This is a genomic window from Burkholderia sp. AU33545 (assembly GCF_020419685.1).
In the GTDB taxonomy this organism is placed as follows: domain Bacteria; phylum Pseudomonadota; class Gammaproteobacteria; order Burkholderiales; family Burkholderiaceae; genus Burkholderia; species Burkholderia diffusa.
Genome location: NZ_JAIZRQ010000007.1, coordinates 1 through 15,002, shown reverse-complemented (window position 1 = coordinate 15,002; position 15,002 = coordinate 1). Strand labels below are relative to the sequence as shown.

The 15,002-nt window shown below is 63.5% G+C and carries 17 protein-coding genes; 4 read left to right on the top strand and 13 right to left on the bottom strand.

Annotated features, from left to right (window positions below; translation table 11 throughout):
- Positions 1-68 precede the first annotated feature (68 nt).
- Positions 69-947 (top strand): LysR substrate-binding domain-containing protein, encoded by an 879-nt coding sequence (locus LGM71_RS22920; protein WP_124625148.1) that lies wholly within the window; start codon positions 69-71, stop codon positions 945-947.
- A gap of 31 nt (positions 948-978) precedes the next feature.
- On the opposite strand, the gene LGM71_RS22915 is transcribed toward LGM71_RS22920, so the two are convergent.
- The 6 genes from LGM71_RS22915 to LGM71_RS22890 form a co-directional block, all read right to left on the bottom strand.
- Positions 979-1,620, bottom strand: a complete 642-nt coding sequence (locus LGM71_RS22915) for a GNAT family N-acetyltransferase (protein WP_226116493.1) — start codon at positions 1,618-1,620, stop codon at positions 979-981.
- Positions 1,610-2,359, bottom strand: a complete 750-nt coding sequence (locus LGM71_RS22910) for an amino acid ABC transporter ATP-binding protein (RefSeq protein WP_226116491.1) — start codon at positions 2,357-2,359, stop codon at positions 1,610-1,612. Before LGM71_RS22910 ends, LGM71_RS22915 begins: the two co-directional genes overlap by 11 nt.
- Positions 2,346-2,996, bottom strand: coding sequence for an amino acid ABC transporter permease (locus LGM71_RS22905; RefSeq protein WP_124625151.1), 651 nt, complete (start codon positions 2,994-2,996; stop codon positions 2,346-2,348). Before LGM71_RS22905 ends, LGM71_RS22910 begins: the two co-directional genes overlap by 14 nt.
- Positions 2,993-3,679 carry an amino acid ABC transporter permease gene (locus tag LGM71_RS22900; RefSeq protein ID WP_124906120.1) on the bottom strand — a complete coding sequence of 229 codons (687 nt, stop codon included), beginning with the start codon at positions 3,677-3,679 and terminating at the stop codon, positions 2,993-2,995. Before LGM71_RS22900 ends, LGM71_RS22905 begins: the two co-directional genes overlap by 4 nt.
- A gap of 89 nt (positions 3,680-3,768) precedes the next feature.
- Positions 3,769-4,575, bottom strand: coding sequence for a transporter substrate-binding domain-containing protein (locus tag LGM71_RS22895; RefSeq protein ID WP_059602822.1), 807 nt, complete (start codon positions 4,573-4,575; stop codon positions 3,769-3,771).
- The gene (locus LGM71_RS22890) at positions 4,572-4,712 is read right to left on the bottom strand and encodes a hypothetical protein (protein ID WP_185633766.1); all 141 of its coding nucleotides are present in this window, start codon (positions 4,710-4,712) and stop codon (positions 4,572-4,574) included. The genes LGM71_RS22895 and LGM71_RS22890 overlap by 4 nt, the downstream gene beginning before the upstream one ends.
- Before the next feature lie 142 nt (positions 4,713-4,854).
- On the opposite strand from LGM71_RS22890, the gene LGM71_RS22885 reads away from it, so the two are divergent.
- Positions 4,855-5,127 carry a hypothetical protein gene (locus LGM71_RS22885; RefSeq protein ID WP_226116490.1) on the top strand — a complete coding sequence of 91 codons (273 nt, stop codon included), beginning with the start codon at positions 4,855-4,857 and terminating at the stop codon, positions 5,125-5,127.
- 33 nt (positions 5,128-5,160) lie between these two features.
- On the opposite strand, the gene LGM71_RS22880 is transcribed toward LGM71_RS22885, so the two are convergent.
- The 3 genes from LGM71_RS22880 to LGM71_RS22870 form a co-directional block, all read right to left on the bottom strand.
- Positions 5,161-5,481 (bottom strand): DUF4148 domain-containing protein, encoded by a 321-nt coding sequence (locus LGM71_RS22880; protein ID WP_124906118.1) that lies wholly within the window; start codon positions 5,479-5,481, stop codon positions 5,161-5,163.
- Positions 5,482-5,634: 153 nt separating this feature from the next.
- Positions 5,635-6,984 (bottom strand): ATP-binding protein, encoded by a 1,350-nt coding sequence (locus LGM71_RS22875; protein WP_226117022.1) that lies wholly within the window; start codon positions 6,982-6,984, stop codon positions 5,635-5,637.
- On the bottom strand, positions 6,984-7,646 hold the full coding sequence (locus tag LGM71_RS22870; protein ID WP_059602812.1) for a response regulator transcription factor: 663 nt from the start codon (positions 7,644-7,646) through the stop codon (positions 6,984-6,986). The genes LGM71_RS22875 and LGM71_RS22870 overlap by 1 nt, the downstream gene beginning before the upstream one ends.
- A gap of 164 nt (positions 7,647-7,810) precedes the next feature.
- On the opposite strand from LGM71_RS22870, the gene LGM71_RS22865 reads away from it, so the two are divergent.
- A complete protein-coding gene (locus LGM71_RS22865) occupies positions 7,811-8,185 on the top strand; it encodes a cytochrome b562 (RefSeq protein WP_226116487.1) in 375 nt (124 codons plus the stop codon).
- Positions 8,186-8,228: 43 nt separating this feature from the next.
- A complete protein-coding gene (locus LGM71_RS22860) occupies positions 8,229-8,795 on the top strand; it encodes a cytochrome b (RefSeq protein ID WP_124906112.1) in 567 nt (188 codons plus the stop codon).
- A gap of 51 nt (positions 8,796-8,846) precedes the next feature.
- Here the strand turns inward: LGM71_RS22860 and LGM71_RS22855 are convergent, their stop codons facing one another.
- The 4 genes from LGM71_RS22855 to LGM71_RS22840 all read right to left on the bottom strand — a co-directional run.
- Positions 8,847-9,200 carry an H-NS family nucleoid-associated regulatory protein gene (locus LGM71_RS22855; protein WP_413226902.1) on the bottom strand — a complete coding sequence of 118 codons (354 nt, stop codon included), beginning with the start codon at positions 9,198-9,200 and terminating at the stop codon, positions 8,847-8,849.
- A gap of 199 nt (positions 9,201-9,399) precedes the next feature.
- Positions 9,400-9,807, bottom strand: coding sequence for a hypothetical protein (locus LGM71_RS22850; protein ID WP_226116486.1), 408 nt, complete (start codon positions 9,805-9,807; stop codon positions 9,400-9,402).
- Positions 9,808-9,980: 173 nt separating this feature from the next.
- Positions 9,981-10,643 (bottom strand): OmpA family protein, encoded by a 663-nt coding sequence (locus tag LGM71_RS22845; protein WP_124906109.1) that lies wholly within the window; start codon positions 10,641-10,643, stop codon positions 9,981-9,983.
- Between the two features lie 130 nt (positions 10,644-10,773).
- On the bottom strand, positions 10,774-15,002 hold a 4,229-nt coding region (locus LGM71_RS22840), incomplete at its 5' end, for a YadA-like family protein (RefSeq protein WP_226117018.1).

Below are 15,002 nucleotides of genomic sequence, written 5' to 3'. Positions count from 1 at the left end.
TGTAGCGAGAAATTGAATCCGCTTAAATGAAATTTTTCTCAGCACCGTCCTCGCCGACACGCTCGCCGATGCGCAACCGCCTCCCCCCGTTGAACCCGCTTCGCGCGTTCGAGGCCGCCGCCCGGCGCGGCAGCGTATCGGCCGCCGCCGACGAACTGCACGTGACCGCGAGCGCGGTGAGCCACCAGATCCGGATTCTCGAGAGCACGCTCGGCGTCGCCCTATTCGTCAGATCAAAGGCGCGCGTGAAGCTTACGCCCGAAGGCGAAGCGCTGCTGGAGCCGGTCGGCACGGCGTTCGACATCATCGCGAACGCTACCGTCAGGCTCGATTCGCCGGCCGCCGTCGGCGATCTCGTCGTGTCGACGCCACTGTCGCTGACGTCGCGCTGGCTCGCCCGGCACATCGGCGATTTTCTCGAGCGCTATCCGGGCATCCATCTGAAGGTGATTCCGTCGAACGACGAGCGCGAGATCTATTCGCCGGATGTCGACGTCTGCATCCGCTACGGGGAAGGCAACTGGCGCAACCGGCACGTCGAGCTGCTCGAGCATCCGGCGCTGTTCCCGGTCGTGAGCCCCGCGCTGATGAACGGGCGCGATGCGATCCGCAAGGTGCAGGATCTCGCGGGGCGCACGCTGTTCTGCGAGCACGCGGGCTCGTGGATGCGCTGGCTGGCCGAAGCGAAGGCCGACCGGCTGCCGGGCATCCGCATCCTCGAGATCGGCAACGCGCACATCGGCGTCGAAGCCGCGGTGCACGGCCAGGGCGTTGCACTCGGCGACAGCCTGTCGGTGCGCGACGACCTGATCGACGGCACGCTCGTGCGGCCGTTCAGCGAAACGGTGCCGTCACGTCATGCGTACTATCTCGTCACGCGTCACGAACTGACCGAGACACCGCTCGTGACCGCGTTCACCACGTGGTTGCGCGCGCGGCTCGCGTAATGCGCGCGCTCGCTTGCGGTCGGGCTGGACGTCAGGAAACGAGGCTCGCGAAGTCGTCCCACACCATGACGATGTTCTGCGATCGCCAGATCGGCCCCGCATCGACGTACTCGCCCGCGAACCGGCCGTTCAACGCCTCGTAAAACGCGATCGCGGCCGCGTTTCCCTTGACGACACTCAACGCGGCGCCCGGATACCGTAACGCTTGCAGATGCGTTGCGAGTTGCGCAAGCAGCATGCGGCCGATGCCGCGACGCTTGAAGTGGGGATCGACGTAAAGAAACTTGATTTCGCCACGGCCGCCGAAAATCGGCTCCGACGGCGCGCCGGCTGCGCCGATGCCGACGATCCGGTAACCAGTTTGCGCCACGAGCACCAGCTGGTCGCGCTCGTTCGACGCCAGCTTCTCCCGCCATTTCCTGCCGCGATACTGCTCGTCGAGGGCGGCATGCGCTTGCGCCGGCGCGAGATCGCGATAGGTATGCCGCCAGACCTTGACGTGAAAATCGGCGATCGCCTGCGCATCGTCGAGGCTGGCGGACCTGATGGATATTCCGGTCATGGAGGACTCTCTCGGGCGGCTCGGCGCGCGCGGGCGCGGCGCACACGCCGGATTGTCGGCGATCCGGGTGACGATGTCAGCACCGCGCAGGCGTGGCCGATCAGCGCGCAACGGCTTCCGTGTTCCGGACGCTGCCCAGAAAGCGCGCCAATTCCACCGTCTGCGGCCGCTCGAAGATCTCTTCGGCCGTCCCGCTCTCCCACACCCTGCCCTGGTGCATGAAGACGATCCGGTCGCTCACCGCACGCGCGAAGTTCATCTCGTGCGTGACCATGATCAGCGTCATGTCCTCGCGCGCGAGTTGCTCGACGACGCTCAGTACCTCGCCGACGAGTTCGGGATCGAGCGCGGACGTGATCTCGTCGCACAGCAGCACGCTCGGCTTCATCGCCAGCGCACGCGCGATCGCGACGCGCTGCTGCTGGCCGCCCGACAGCTGCTCCGGGAACGCATCGAACTTGTCGCCGAGGCCGACGCGTTCGAGCATCAGCTCCGCGATCGCGCGCGCCTGCTGGCGATGCGTGTTCTTCACGACGGACTGCGCCAGCATCACGTTTTGCCCGGCGCTCAGATGCGGAAACAGGTTGTATTGCTGGAACACCATCCCGACCTTGAGCCGCAGCGCACGCAGGTCCGCGTGCCGCGCGTCGACGCGTTCGCCGTCGATCGAGATCGTGCCCGCGTCGATGCCCTCGAGCCCGTTGAGCGTGCGCAGCAGCGTGCTCTTGCCCGAACCGCTGCGGCCGATGATCGATACGACCTGCCCGCGCTCGACGGAGAAATCGATGCCCTTGAGCACATGATGGGTGCCGAAGTTCTTTTCGAGACCACGGGTTTCAACGAGCGGCATGCCATCTCCTTTGCAACGTGCGCGCATAGCGGGTAAGCGGATAACAGAGCGCGAAATAGATCAGCGCGACGAGGCCATACACGACGAACGGCCGGAACGTCGCGTTCGAGATCGCGATGCCGACCTTCGTCAGCTCGGTGAAGCCGATGATCGATACCAGTGCCGTATCCTTCACGGCCTGCACGCCGAAGCCGACCGTCGGTGCGATCGCGATGCGGGCGGCCTGCGGGAGGATCACGTGACGCAACTGCTCGACGTAGCTCATGGCCAGGCTCGCCGACGCCTCCCACTGCCCCTTCGGCACCGCCTCGACGCAGCCGCGCCAGATTTCCGCGAGATACGCGCTGGTGAAGAACGTCAGCCCCGCCGTGGCCGCAACCCACGGCGGAACGTCGAGCCCGACGAGCGGCAGGCCGAAGAACACGATGAACAGTTGCATCAGCAACGGGGTGCCCTGGAATATCTCGATATACAGCTTCGCGCAGCCGCGCAGCACCGTCGAACCCGACACGCGCATCACGAGCAGCCCGAGGCCGACGAGGCCGCCGGACACGAACGACACGATCGACAGCACGATCGTCCAGCGCGCGGCCAGCAGCAGGTTCGCGAGAATCTGCCCGAACGTGAAATCGGTCATCGCGCACCTCGTACGCGGCGGGAGAACAGGCGGCGCCCCATCGTGCCGAGCGCGCCACGCAGCAGCAGCGCCATCGCCAGATACGCGAGCGTGATGACGAAATACGTCTCGAATGCGCGGAAGTTGCGCGACTGAATGTAGCCCGCCGCATAGGTCAGATCGGCCACCGAGATCTGCGACACGACCGCCGAACCGAGCATCGTGATCACGATCTGGCTCGAGAGCGCGGGAAACACCTTGGCGAGCGCCTGCGGCAGCACGACGTGGCGCAGCATCTGCGCGCGCGACATCGCGAGCGCGGATGCCGCCTCCAGATGTCCGTTCGGGACGGCGGCGACGCCCGCGCGCACGATCTCGACCGAGTACGCGCCGAGATTGAGCGTCATCGCGAGAATCGCGGCCGTGTATTCGTCGATGTGCACGCCGAGCGCGGGCAATCCGAAGAAGATGAAGAACAGCTGGACGACGAACGGCGTATTGCGGATCGCCTCGACGTACGCGCCGATCAGCGGGCGCAGCCGCACCACCGCAGGCGCGTCGGCGCTGTACGCGGCCGCGCCGAGCACGCCGATTGCCACGCCGAGCACGGTTGCGACCGCAGTCAGCGCAAGCGTGATCGCCGCGCCGCTCGCGAACACGCCGGCGTATTCGGCAAGCTCGCCGAATTGAAGCTGATAGCTCATGACGATTGAGTAAATTCGGGTTCTGACGATGACGCCCACCGCACCGGCGGTGCCGGCCGCGGCGAGGTATCAGGTGGCACGGCGGTTCGTCACAGGCCGGCCGGCAACGGCTGGCCGAGCCACTTCCTCGACATCGCACCCAGTGTGCCGTCCTGCTTCGCATGCGCGATCGCATCGTCGATCTTCGCGAGCAGGCGCGGTTCGTTCTTGTTGACGCCGACGAAGCACGGCGAGTTCTTGATCACGAACTTGACCTCGGGCCGACGCGGCGGATTCTTCGCGAGAATCGCCGCCGCGACGATGTTGCCGGCGGCGATCAGTTGCACTTGCCCCGACAGGAACGCCTGGATCGTCGCGTTGTTGTCCTCGAAGCGCTTGATCGTCGCATTCGGTGCGAGTTGCGACAGCGCGATCTCCTCGAGCGCGCCACGCGTGGCGCCGACCGTCTTCCCGGTCAGGTCGGCGGGCGCGCTCACCTTCACGTCCGCCGGCCCGAACACGCCCTGGAAATACGGCGCATACGCCGTCGAGAAGTCGATGACCTTCTCGCGCTCCGGCGTCTTGCCGAGCGACGAGATCACCATGTCGACCTTGTTGGTCGTCAGATACGGAATCCGGTTCGCGCTGTTGACGGGCACCAGCTTCAGCTTCACCCCGAGCGATTTGGCGAGCAGCTCGGCCATGTCGATGTCGTAGCCCTGCGGCTGCATGTCCGTGCCGACCGAGCCGAACGGCGGATAGTCTTCAGGCACCGCGACGCGCAGCGCGCCGCTTTTCGCGATGGTGTCGAGCGCGTCGGCATGGGCCGGCGCAGCAGCGAACAGCGCCATCACGGGGGCTGCGATCAGCGCAGCCAGCCAGGTGCGGCGGGGGAACGGTCGAGTCGTCGGGCTCACGGTGAATCTTCCTTGTCTGGTATGTCGTCGGGCAGCGCGCAACCGTTGCGCGGCCAAAACAACTCCAGCAAAAACCGGGCCATCGCCGTGTAACGCTTGCCGCGCCGGCACCAGACAGGAATTCCGGCGAACTGCATTCCCCATTTCAGTGCATGAGCCGGCGCCGGCGGCGGCGGTTGCCCTCGCAGTGCGCGCCGGCGCACCAAATTACCTAACCGGTTCACCCTGGGGATTCGGACGCCGGCGTATTGGACGCACGCCGGCTTCTGTTCATCGAACGTGGATAGCCCGTCTTTCCGTCAGGCGGTGTTCAGACGGCGGCGCGTACGTGCGCGAGAAACGGTCAGCCTGAAGCACGGCAAGGTGTTCGAAAACACGTGTCACCATCAGACCACCGAGACGTTCCACAATCCGGCGCTGACCAGCACGTCGGACGCCGACGACTGGCTCGCGCCAGGCGTCGGTCTGGTCAAGTCGGTCGCGGATACCGCCGGCACCCGGATCATCACGCGTGAGCTCGAGTCGGCGACCGTTGCCGGCAAGTCGTATTGAACGTGGGCGCTCCGACCGCTCGCGTGTGTGCCGTCAATGATGCGTGTACAACCGAGGCGCCGCGGCATGATTCTGGATCGCGGCTCCCGAGTCGGCCCCCGCCCCGTATGCCGGCCCATAGCCCGACACATCGGCCTGCGGCGTCGATTCGGAAGACCGGATGCGTGCCTCGGCCTGCTGGATCGATTGCGGATAGTGAATGTCCTTTCGGGCCGGGTTGTAACCGGCTTGCTCGACCTGCGTGATCTGGGCGCGGACTTCCGCTCGGGTCAGGCCGCTGCCTGATTGAGCTGCCAATGCGAATGCGGGGATGATGGCCGCCGCCAGCACGATGGTACGGATTGCGAATTTCATGATCTCGACCTCCAGTGAACAGGGTCGGCATCCGAGGACACCTCTTCTGCCGTAGAGACAGCATGCTCCGCCAAACTGAAGGCAACGTTAACTTCACGTCGTCGAACGCATCGGATGTGAAAGACAGGGGCGGACCCGGAATCACCGCTTCGGTCACGCCGATGACGGCAACGTCACGCGCACGCCGAACCCGTTGCCGCTCAACCCGTCGATGTACGTCAGACTCCCGCCGAGTTTTGCCACGATGCGCGCGACGATGGACAGCCCCAGGCCGCTGCCGCTTTCGTCGTGATCCGCCCCGCGAAAGAAGCGATCCTGCAGTCGGGACAGATCTTCTTCCGAGACGCCGGGTCCGTCGTCCCGTACCTGCAGGCGGATCGCGCCGGCATCCTGCCACGACGTGATTTCGACGCGCCCCTGTTCGCGACCGTACTTGATCGCGTTATCGACGAGATTGTCGAGCAGGACGCGCAGAAGCGTCGACGATGCATGTGCGATAACCGGACCGCCGACGCATGAAATCAGCGACATCTGCTTGCGATCGGCGCGCGCCTGGTGGTCGTCGATGCAGTTCTGCACCACGCGCGCGAGATCGACGTCCTCGCCGGGCATCGGGACGGTTTCGTCAAGTCGCGCCAGTGCAAGCAGCTGGTCCGCCAGATGCGTGCTTCGGTCTACGCCCTCGACCACCCGTTGCATCGCGCGCCGCTGACGGTCCGGATCGCGTGCGGTAAGCGCGACCTGTGCCTGGACCTTGAGCGCGGCGAGCGGGGTCTTGAGCTCGTGCGCGGCGTCGCTGGTAAATGCGCGCTCGCGATCGAGCGAGCCTCGCAGACGTTGCAGCAACGTGTTCAGTGCGGCAACCAGCGGCCGCACTTCGTCGGGAATGCCCTTCGTGCCGATTGCATCGAGGCTGTCGGGGGAACGTGCGGCGATTGCCTCCGACAGCGTCCGTAGCGGCGTCAGGCTGCGTCCGATCGCCAGCCAGATCAACACGGCCAGCACGGGCAACGCGAATGCGAGCGGCCGCGCGACACGGCGCGCCACCTCCGCGGACAAGTCCGAACGGTGCGTGCGTTGTTCGAAGATGCGCACGGTGCGGCCGCGCGCGGCATCGGTCACCACGTACGCGTGCCACTTCGAATTGCCGAACCGGATCGGGCTCGATGCGGCAGCGGGAGACACCGGCAGATCGAGCGAGTCGAGCCCCGGACTGGCGGCCAGGATTCGTCCGCCCGCGTCACTGATCTGATACAGCATGCGCGGTGATGCATCGTTGTCGCCATCGTTGTCTTCCCCCGAGCCGAGGACGATGTCCGCGAAGACCGGCAGATCGGACGCATCGAGCGCGACGAACGCTCTTGCGATCTGCTCGAGGCGGGTTTCGTCCCACTCCTCCGCTTCGTGGATCGCCTGGCGATAGCTCGACACCAGCGAATACGCCCAGACCACCACGACACCCGACAGCACCAGTAAGGTCAGCCGTTGCCGGATCGAGCGCATCACGACGCTTTCTCCACCACGTAGCCGACACCTCGAATCGTGCGGATCAATTCGGCCCCCAGTTTCTTGCGCAGATTCGACACATGCACTTCGATCGCATTGCTTTCGATTTCTTCGTTCCAGCCGTAGAGGCTGTCCTGGAGCTGCGTACGCGAGAGCGGGCGGCCCTGATTCGCCAGCAGTTCGACCAGCAATGCGCATTCGCGCGACGTCAGCGCGATCCGTTCGGTGCCGCGCGTTACCGTCATCAACGAAGGATCGACCGACAGGTCGCCATATTCGATCGTGTCGGTGCTGCGGCCCTGCGAGCGTCGCACGAGCGCACGGCATCGGGCGATCAGTTCGGTCAGGTCGAACGGCTTGCCGATGTAGTCGTCGGCGCCCGCGCTCAGGCCGCTCACGCGATCGGCCACCGTGTCGCGCGCGGTCATGACCAGCACCGGCGTATGGTCGCGGCGCTTGCGAAGCCAGTCGAGCAATTCGACTCCCGACATGCGGGGCAGGCCGAGATCGAGCACGACGAGGTCATACGGCGTGGTTTCGAGCGCGAGCTGCGCATGCCTGCCATCGTGCGCCCAGTCGACCGTCATGCCGGCCTCGATCAGGCCATCCTCCACCCCGCTGCCGATCAGCTTGTCGTCTTCCACGAGTAACACCCGCATGGTGTCGCGTTCCTTTTGGTCGGGACATGGCGTCCATTGGCGCACGATAACCGTAGAAACCGACCGGCATCAAGCACGGCGGGGAAAAATGCGGTCCTTAAGAATCCGTTAACGTCGGCATTCTATGGTCGCCGTCACCGACACTCGCAATCGAATCGACGACCATGAACAGGCTACCGTTCCGACTCCGTTTTTGCGCAACGCTGGGCGCGTTGCTTTTCGTGGCTGCCGCGCCGGCGTCCGCAGGCGAGATCAAGACGCTGATGCGAGACATGAAGCACGCGATGCAGGGTGCCATGAACAGCCGGACGATTCCGGAAATGAACGGCTACGTGACCCGGCTCGAAAGCGATGCGCAGCAGGCGAGCCGCCAGCGGTATCGCAATGACCAACCGACTTACGACGAAGGCATGCGCACATTGCGGGATGAATTCACCGCGGTCGACCGGGCCATCCAGGCCAATGATCTACCCGCCGCAAAGCAGGCGTTGCGCCGGATAGACGGTACGAAGAAGCACTATCACGACCTGCTCGGATAACCCGAGCAGGGCACGCTTTCGCCACTGAACAGGCATTCCCGTCATGAAAACCAATACCCGCTATCCACTGTCGATCAGCCTGCTGCACTGGCTGCTGGCCGCCGCGCTGATCGGCAACCTGATCGTCGGCTTGCTGCTCGACGACAACGAGGACCTCGTCAGCCTGCACAAATCGATCGGCATCGCCATTCTTGGGCTCGTGGCGCTTCGTATCGTGAATCGGCTGCGTATGCGCCGCAGCCTCCCGCCATCGGTCAATCCGGCCGGCACGCTGAACCATTTCGCGGAACGCAGCGTCCACGGGCTGCTTTATGTGCTGATGTTCGCCATTCCCGTGCTCGGGTGGATGAAGACGAACGCGGCCGGGCACACGGCCAGCTGCTTCGGGCTCTTCTCGCTACCGACCCTGGTGCCCAGGAGTCGCGAGCTGTCGCATTGGCTGGGAGAACTGCACGCGCTGACGGCTTACGGGCTCGCCGCGCTGGTCGGCCTGCACGTGCTGGGCGCGGTGGCGCACAAGCTGTTCAGGTCGGAGAACGTGTTTCCGCGCATTCTGCCTTTGCCCGCGCGCGTCGCCCGGCAGCGGGTCCCGTCCGGTGACCGGAATTGAGCGTCGAGTAAGTGCCTCACTTTTCGCGGACCGCGAACCATCACGCCATCCTCAAAGTCGGTGGCGTTCGTCTTCACCGCCGCCCGGATGTCGGCATGCCATGCCGCGGGCGGTGAAATACGAACACGCCTGGGCGGCTGAAATTTTTGATCCGGCTTGATCCGTGGATGGCTGACCGAGATTCAGTCGAGATTGCTCGGATTCCATATTGCTTCCCGTTTCGGTGGCAATCGCGAATTTCTTGAGGTTCTGGCCAATAAGCCATCGAGGCATCCGTCCCCTTCCGGTCCACGTGACCCCTGTCTCGGGTTCCAGGTATCTGGCCTCGCCCTTCCCGAGTATGCGCGACCTGAGTTCCTTACGATGAACGATCGCATGAATGTCGACTCCGCATTCCGTGTGCAATGCCAGTACGCGCTCTGCGATTAGCTTCGCCTGGTGATCCGCGTCGTGTCGATAACCCGTTTCAATTTCTCGAGATCGACAAGCAATCCGCGCTGGTCAGCGACGGTGCGACTTATCGAAAATACACGATCCGAACAGCGTCAGCGGATATGTCGCCTCAGTAAAATCAAGAAAATGAATTTATGGGAATTTACGGGTTTTATTTTATTTGTTTGAATTTCAATTTATCAGCATGAAACTTGGAAAAGTTTATAGCTGTGTTTGACATAAAAATCTCGGATCGAATTCGTTCTGCTATCGAAATTCCATGCTTTATGCCAAGCTCGATCGCCATGTTAAGTAATTGGGGGGACGGGTTGATCGACGACATACGAATTGCATCCATCAATCCCTTCCGGATTCCGACGCCTACCATCGAATTCTCTCCGCACACTCCCTGTGCGAGGCCAAAGTCGTAAGCCAGAACATAGATGTGTCCTTCCAATCCGTCGAATTCCCCCTCTGTCGCCAACCCGAAATTTTCCCTTGCCTCGAGAAAGATTCGATGCCACACGGAATCCCACTCTCCCCCAATCTCTTCGGCACAAGAATCACTCGGAATACTCATCCACTCACTCCATTTATTTGAGATCCCAAGGTGTCAGCTCGAAGGCGCAGGCCGGATTAAAGGTTGCATTCGACACGTTTTCGCCAGCATTCAACAACTCAAGCAATTCGTCCTTTAAACGTTGATGTGAACAGTAGCGGTTCGATGTCTTTCACTTGAACTCCGCAATTTGGCTACCTGGTGAGCACGATTTCAACCCGTCGGTTGCTGGCACGGCCCTCGGCCGTCGCATTGGGGGCAACCGGATCCGCGGCGCCGCGACCCGTAACCTTCAGCGTCTTCGCCTTCAGCCCGTGCGCGATTAGATAGCCCGCGACGGTCTCGGCGCGGCGCTTCGACAGATCGAGGTTGGCGGCGTCGCTGCCAACCGAGTCCGTATAGCCGGTAATCGTAACTTGTGAATACGTGCGGTCTTCGCGATTGCTCAGCATCCTGTCCAGCGAAGCAGGCGCGCCCGGTGCGAGCGTAGCGATGCCCGTCGCGAACAGCGCATCGCCCGCAAAGCTCACGTGGTCGGCGGGGATTGGTGCAGGCGCCGGTTCAGCGGCCGGTGCCGATGCAGCAGCAGCACCGCACTGGAACACCAGCATCACGGGGTCGGAATCGTCGCGCAGTGCACGGCCCGAATCAACGATGCGCACGGGCTGGTCGCTGCAAATCCTGCGGGCAACCTTCATGCAAGTCTGCGAGGTGGACAGCAGCCCCTGGCAGTCAACCCGGAACGTGCGCACGCCGTCGCGCGGCAGAAGCTCGGAGGCGTTGTAGGTCGGTCCGGATGCCGAACAGCCCGCCAGAAAGGCGGCAGATATTAACGAAGTGGCATACGACAATTTCATGGTTGTCTCTCGTATGGAGCGGATACATTGCAGACAAGAATTACGGTGTATCGGCAGCTTTTTCGGCAAAACCGATTATTTGTCGATCGAAAGCCATCTAGCCTCCGATCGACTCGATCTCAACCCACACTTACCACTGGTACGCTGCACCGACGCCAACGCTGGTGCCTTGCGAGCTATAACCCGCGCCAATCTTCCCCTTGACGTTTTGAGTAAACCGGATGGATGCACCGAACGCCACGGCCTGTTGGCCCTTGTAAGTGCCTGCACCGATACCTACCGCGATCGTTTTCCCAAGGTCTACGTCAGGAATCATCGTCAACGCCGTGGCAGCGGCAACACCGGCATATGCGGCCTTCGCGACCTGGTTCACCTGCGTTGATACCTCATTGATCCGCTGATCAGTGTATTGATTCGACTGCGACATGGATTCATTCAACTGGTTCAGGTTGACCGCGTCGGTGCCTTGCGTGCCAGGTGCGACGTTGGTGATCTGGCGCTGTTGCGTGTCGCTGCCTACCGACACCACATTCGAGCGACCTCCGTCCGTCGAATTCGCACCGATCGCCACCGAGTTCGAGCCGGCTGTCACGGACGGCCGATCATTTCCGGTACCGTTCATGTCGGCCGCGACGCCGTTGCTGTTGGCCATGCGCGTCTGGTTCTGGTTGATCGTCGTCGACAACTGGTTCACCGTGCTACTGATGTTCGTCACGCCGGTCGACAGCGAGGCCACCGTACTGTTCGTCGTGCTCAGGCCAGTCGACAGCGAGCCGATGCCTGTCGAAGTCGACGTGGACAGCGACGTCACCGTACTGTTCGTCGAGCTCAGACCCGTCGAGAGCGAGTTGATCGCGGTCGAGGTCGATGTGGACAGCGACGTGAGGTTGCTGTTGGTCGAACTCAGGCTGGTGGACAGCGAGCCGATACCAGTCGACAGCGAAGAGATGTTCGACGCGGTTGACGTCGACAGGCTGTTGACCGCCAGGTTCGTCGCGTTGAGCTGGCTGCCGTTGATCGCGTCCGTGCTGGTGACCGACACCTGCCCTGCGGCGACGTTCGTGATCTGACGTTCCGCACCCGGTGCGCCGACGCTCACCACGCTCGTCGGCGTGCTGCCGGCGAACAGGTAAGTGACACCGCCGATCGTCACGCTCGACGTCGCGTTGGCGTTGGCCGTGATCGAATTCGTGCCGAGCGCGACGTCGTTCACGTTCTTCGCGACCGCGTTCGAACCGAAGGCCAGCGAGCCTGCTGCAGCAGCAGTCGACGTGTTGCCGAGGGCGATCGAGCCGTCGCCGGCCGCCGTATTGGTATTGCCGAGCGCTACCGCGCCGATGCCGGTTGCCGTGTTGTTCGCCCCCATCGCCACCGCTCCGGTGCCGGTAGCAACGTTCGGATCACCGATCGCCACCGCACCGTCACCGCTTGCGGTGTTCGCGACGCCGATCGACACGGCCTTGCCGCCGGTTGCCGAAGCGCTCTGGCCGATCGCGACCGCGCCGTCGGACGACGCGTTCGAACCGTCGCCGACCGCAACGCTGCTGGCTCCAGACGCGCTGGCATTCGTGCCGGCAGCGAGCGCGTTGATGCCGGTTGCGCCGTTGTTGTTGTAGTTCGCCTGCTGCGTGCCATTGTCGTTGACGCTGTAGTAGTGCGTCTTGGCGGCTTCGATCGAGGTCGAGGTCGAGGTCGACAGCGACGTGATTGCGCTATTGGCCGAACTCAGACCGGTGGACAGCGAGCCGATACCGGTCGAAGTCGACGTGGACAGCGACGTGATCGAGCTATTCGCCGACGACAAGCCGGTCGACGTGGAGGTCGACAGCGAAGCCACCGAGCTGTTGGTCGAGCTCAGGCCGGTCGACAACGAGCTGATACCGGTCGAAGTCGACGTGGACAGCGACGTGATCGAGCTATTCGCCGACGACAAGCCGGTCGACGTGGAGGTCGACAGCGAAGCCACCGAGCTATCGGTCGAGCTCAGACCCGTGGACAACGAGCTGATGCCGGTCGAGGTAGACGTCGAGAGCGACGAAATTGAGCTGGTTGCCGACGAGAGACCGGTCGACGTGGAGGTCGAGAGCGAAGCCACCGAGCTGTCGGTCGAGCTCAGACCCGTGGACAGCGAGCTGATCGAGCTAGTTGCCGACGAGAGGCCGGTCGACGTGGAAGTCGACAGCGAAGCCACTGAGCTATCGGTCGAGCTGAGGCCCGTGGACAACGAGCTGATGCCGGTCGAGGTTGACGTGGACAGCGAGCTGATCGAACTGGTTGCCGACGAGAGGCCGGTCGAGGTCGACGTCGAGAGTGACGAGATCGAGCTGGTTGCCGACGAGAGACCGGTCGACGTGGAGGTCGACAGCGAAGCGACCGAACTGTCGGTCGAGCTCAGACCCGTGGACAACGAGCTGATGCCGGTCGAGGTAGACGTCGAGAGCGACGAAATCGAGCTGGTTGCCGACGAGAGACCGGTCGACGTGGAGGTCGAGAGCGATGCCACCGAGCTGTCGGTCGAGCTGAGCCCCGTCGACAGCGAGTTGATGCCCGTCGAGGTCGAGGTGGAGAGCGACGAGATCGAGCTGGTTGCCGACGACAGGCCGGTCGACGTCGAGGTCGAGAGCGAAGCGACCGAACTGTCGGTCGAGCTCAGACCCGTGGACAACGAGTTGATGCCAGTCGAGGTCGACGTGGACAACGAGCTGATCGAGCTAGTTGCCGACGAGAGGCCGGTTGACGTCGAGGTCGACAGCGAAGCGACCGAGCTGTCGGTCGAGCTGAGGCCCGTGGACAGCGAGTTGATGCCCGTCGAAGTCGACGTGGACAGCGAGCTGATCGAACTGGTTGCCGACGAGAGACCGGTCGATGCGGAGGTCGACAGCGACGCCACCGAGCTATCGGTCGAGCTGAGGCCCGTGGACAACGAGTTGATGCCAGTCGAGGTCGACGTGGACAGCGAGCTGATCGAGCTAGTTGCCGACGACAGGCCAGTCGACGTGGAGGTCGAGAGCGATGCCACCGAACTGTCGGTCGAGCTCAGCCCCGTGGACAGCGAGCTGATCGAGCTAGTTGCCGACGAGAGGCCCGTCGACGTGGAGGTCGACAGCGATGCCACCGAGCTGTCGGTCGAGCTGAGGCCGGTCGACAGCGAGTTGATGCCCGTCGACGTCGACGTGGACAGCGAGCTGATGGAGCTGGTTGCCGACGAGAGGCCGGTCGACGTGGAAGTCGACAGCGAAGCCACCGAGCTGTCGGTCGAGCTGAGGCCGGTCGACAGCGAGCTGATGCCGGTCGAGGTCGACGTGGACAGCGACGAGATCGAGCTATTGGCAGACGACAGCCCCGTCGAAGTCGACGACGAAAGCGAAGCCACCGAGCTATCGGTCGAGCTAAGCCCCGTCGACAACGAAGTGATGCCGGTCGACAGCGACGAGATCGCGCTGCTGGACGACGACACCGTCGTCGACAGCGAATCCACGATGGAATTGGTCGCGAAGAGTTGGGAGCCGTTGATCGCGTCCGTGCTGGTCGCCGTGATTTGGCCTGCCGCGACATTGGTGATTTGGCGCGTGGTGCCCGTGCTCGCATTGCCGACGCTCACCACGCTGCTCGGATTGCCGCCCGCGAACGTGGTGGTCACGCCGCCGACGGTACCCGTCGGCGTCGCGTTGGGCGCTCCAGTGACGGAGCCGCTGCCGAGTGCGACGTCGCCGGCGTTGTTGGCGATGGCATTCGGGCCGATCGCGACCGAATCGGTGCCGAGCGCCTGGCTGTCGGCTGCTGTCGAATTCGCGTGGAAGTACTTGATGCCCTGGTTGTTGATGCTGTCGATCGCCGAGCCGACGCTGTTTGCGGTCGACGTCGTGCCGTTCGCGTTGTACGTCGTGTACGACGGAGCGGAAACCGTGCCGGTTGCCGGGTCGTAGCTCGCGCCGCCGCCGAGGGCTGCGGCGGTGCTGCTGCCCAGATTGTCGGTCTTGGTCGCGACAGTGCTGAGGCCCGTGGACAACGAGTTGATGCCCGTCGAGGTCGACGTGGAGAGCGAGCTGATCGAGCTATTAGCCGACGAGAGACCCGTCGACGTGGACGACGACAGCGACGTGACCGAGCTGTTGGTCGAGCTGAGGCCCGTGGACAACGAGTTGATGCCGGTCGAGGTCGACGTGGACAGCGAACTGATCGAGCTATTGGCCGACGAGAGGCCGGTCGACGTGGACGACGACAGCGACGTAACCGAGCTGTTGGTCGAGCTGAGGCCCGTGGACAGCGAGTTGATGCCCGTCGAGGTCGAGGTGGACAGCGAACTGATCGAGCTAGTTGCCGACGAGAGACCAGTCGACGTGGAGGTCGACAGCGACG

Excerpts from the sequence above, each read along its gene's own strand:
- LGM71_RS22900 (WP_124906120.1), bottom strand. The coding sequence starts at position 3,679 with ATGAGCTATCAGCTTCAATTCGGCGAGCTTGCCGAATACGCCGGCGTG.
- LGM71_RS22850 (WP_226116486.1), bottom strand. The coding sequence starts at position 9,807 with ATGAGTATTCCGAGTGATTCTTGTGCCGAAGAGATTGGGGGAGAGTGG.
- LGM71_RS22905 (WP_124625151.1), bottom strand. The coding sequence starts at position 2,996 with ATGACCGATTTCACGTTCGGGCAGATTCTCGCGAACCTGCTGCTGGCC.
- LGM71_RS22890 (WP_185633766.1), bottom strand. The coding sequence starts at position 4,712 with ATGCAGTTCGCCGGAATTCCTGTCTGGTGCCGGCGCGGCAAGCGTTAC.
- LGM71_RS22875 (WP_226117022.1), bottom strand. The coding sequence starts at position 6,984 with ATGCGCTCGATCCGGCAACGGCTGACCTTACTGGTGCTGTCGGGTGTC.
- LGM71_RS22880 (WP_124906118.1), bottom strand. The coding sequence starts at position 5,481 with ATGAAATTCGCAATCCGTACCATCGTGCTGGCGGCGGCCATCATCCCC.
- LGM71_RS22920 (WP_124625148.1), top strand. The coding sequence starts at position 69 with ATGCGCAACCGCCTCCCCCCGTTGAACCCGCTTCGCGCGTTCGAGGCC.
- LGM71_RS22865 (WP_226116487.1), top strand. The coding sequence starts at position 7,811 with ATGAACAGGCTACCGTTCCGACTCCGTTTTTGCGCAACGCTGGGCGCG.
- LGM71_RS22910 (WP_226116491.1), bottom strand. The coding sequence starts at position 2,359 with ATGCCGCTCGTTGAAACCCGTGGTCTCGAAAAGAACTTCGGCACCCAT.
- LGM71_RS22845 (WP_124906109.1), bottom strand. The coding sequence starts at position 10,643 with ATGAAATTGTCGTATGCCACTTCGTTAATATCTGCCGCCTTTCTGGCG.
- LGM71_RS22860 (WP_124906112.1), top strand. The coding sequence starts at position 8,229 with ATGAAAACCAATACCCGCTATCCACTGTCGATCAGCCTGCTGCACTGG.
- LGM71_RS22870 (WP_059602812.1), bottom strand. The coding sequence starts at position 7,646 with ATGCGGGTGTTACTCGTGGAAGACGACAAGCTGATCGGCAGCGGGGTG.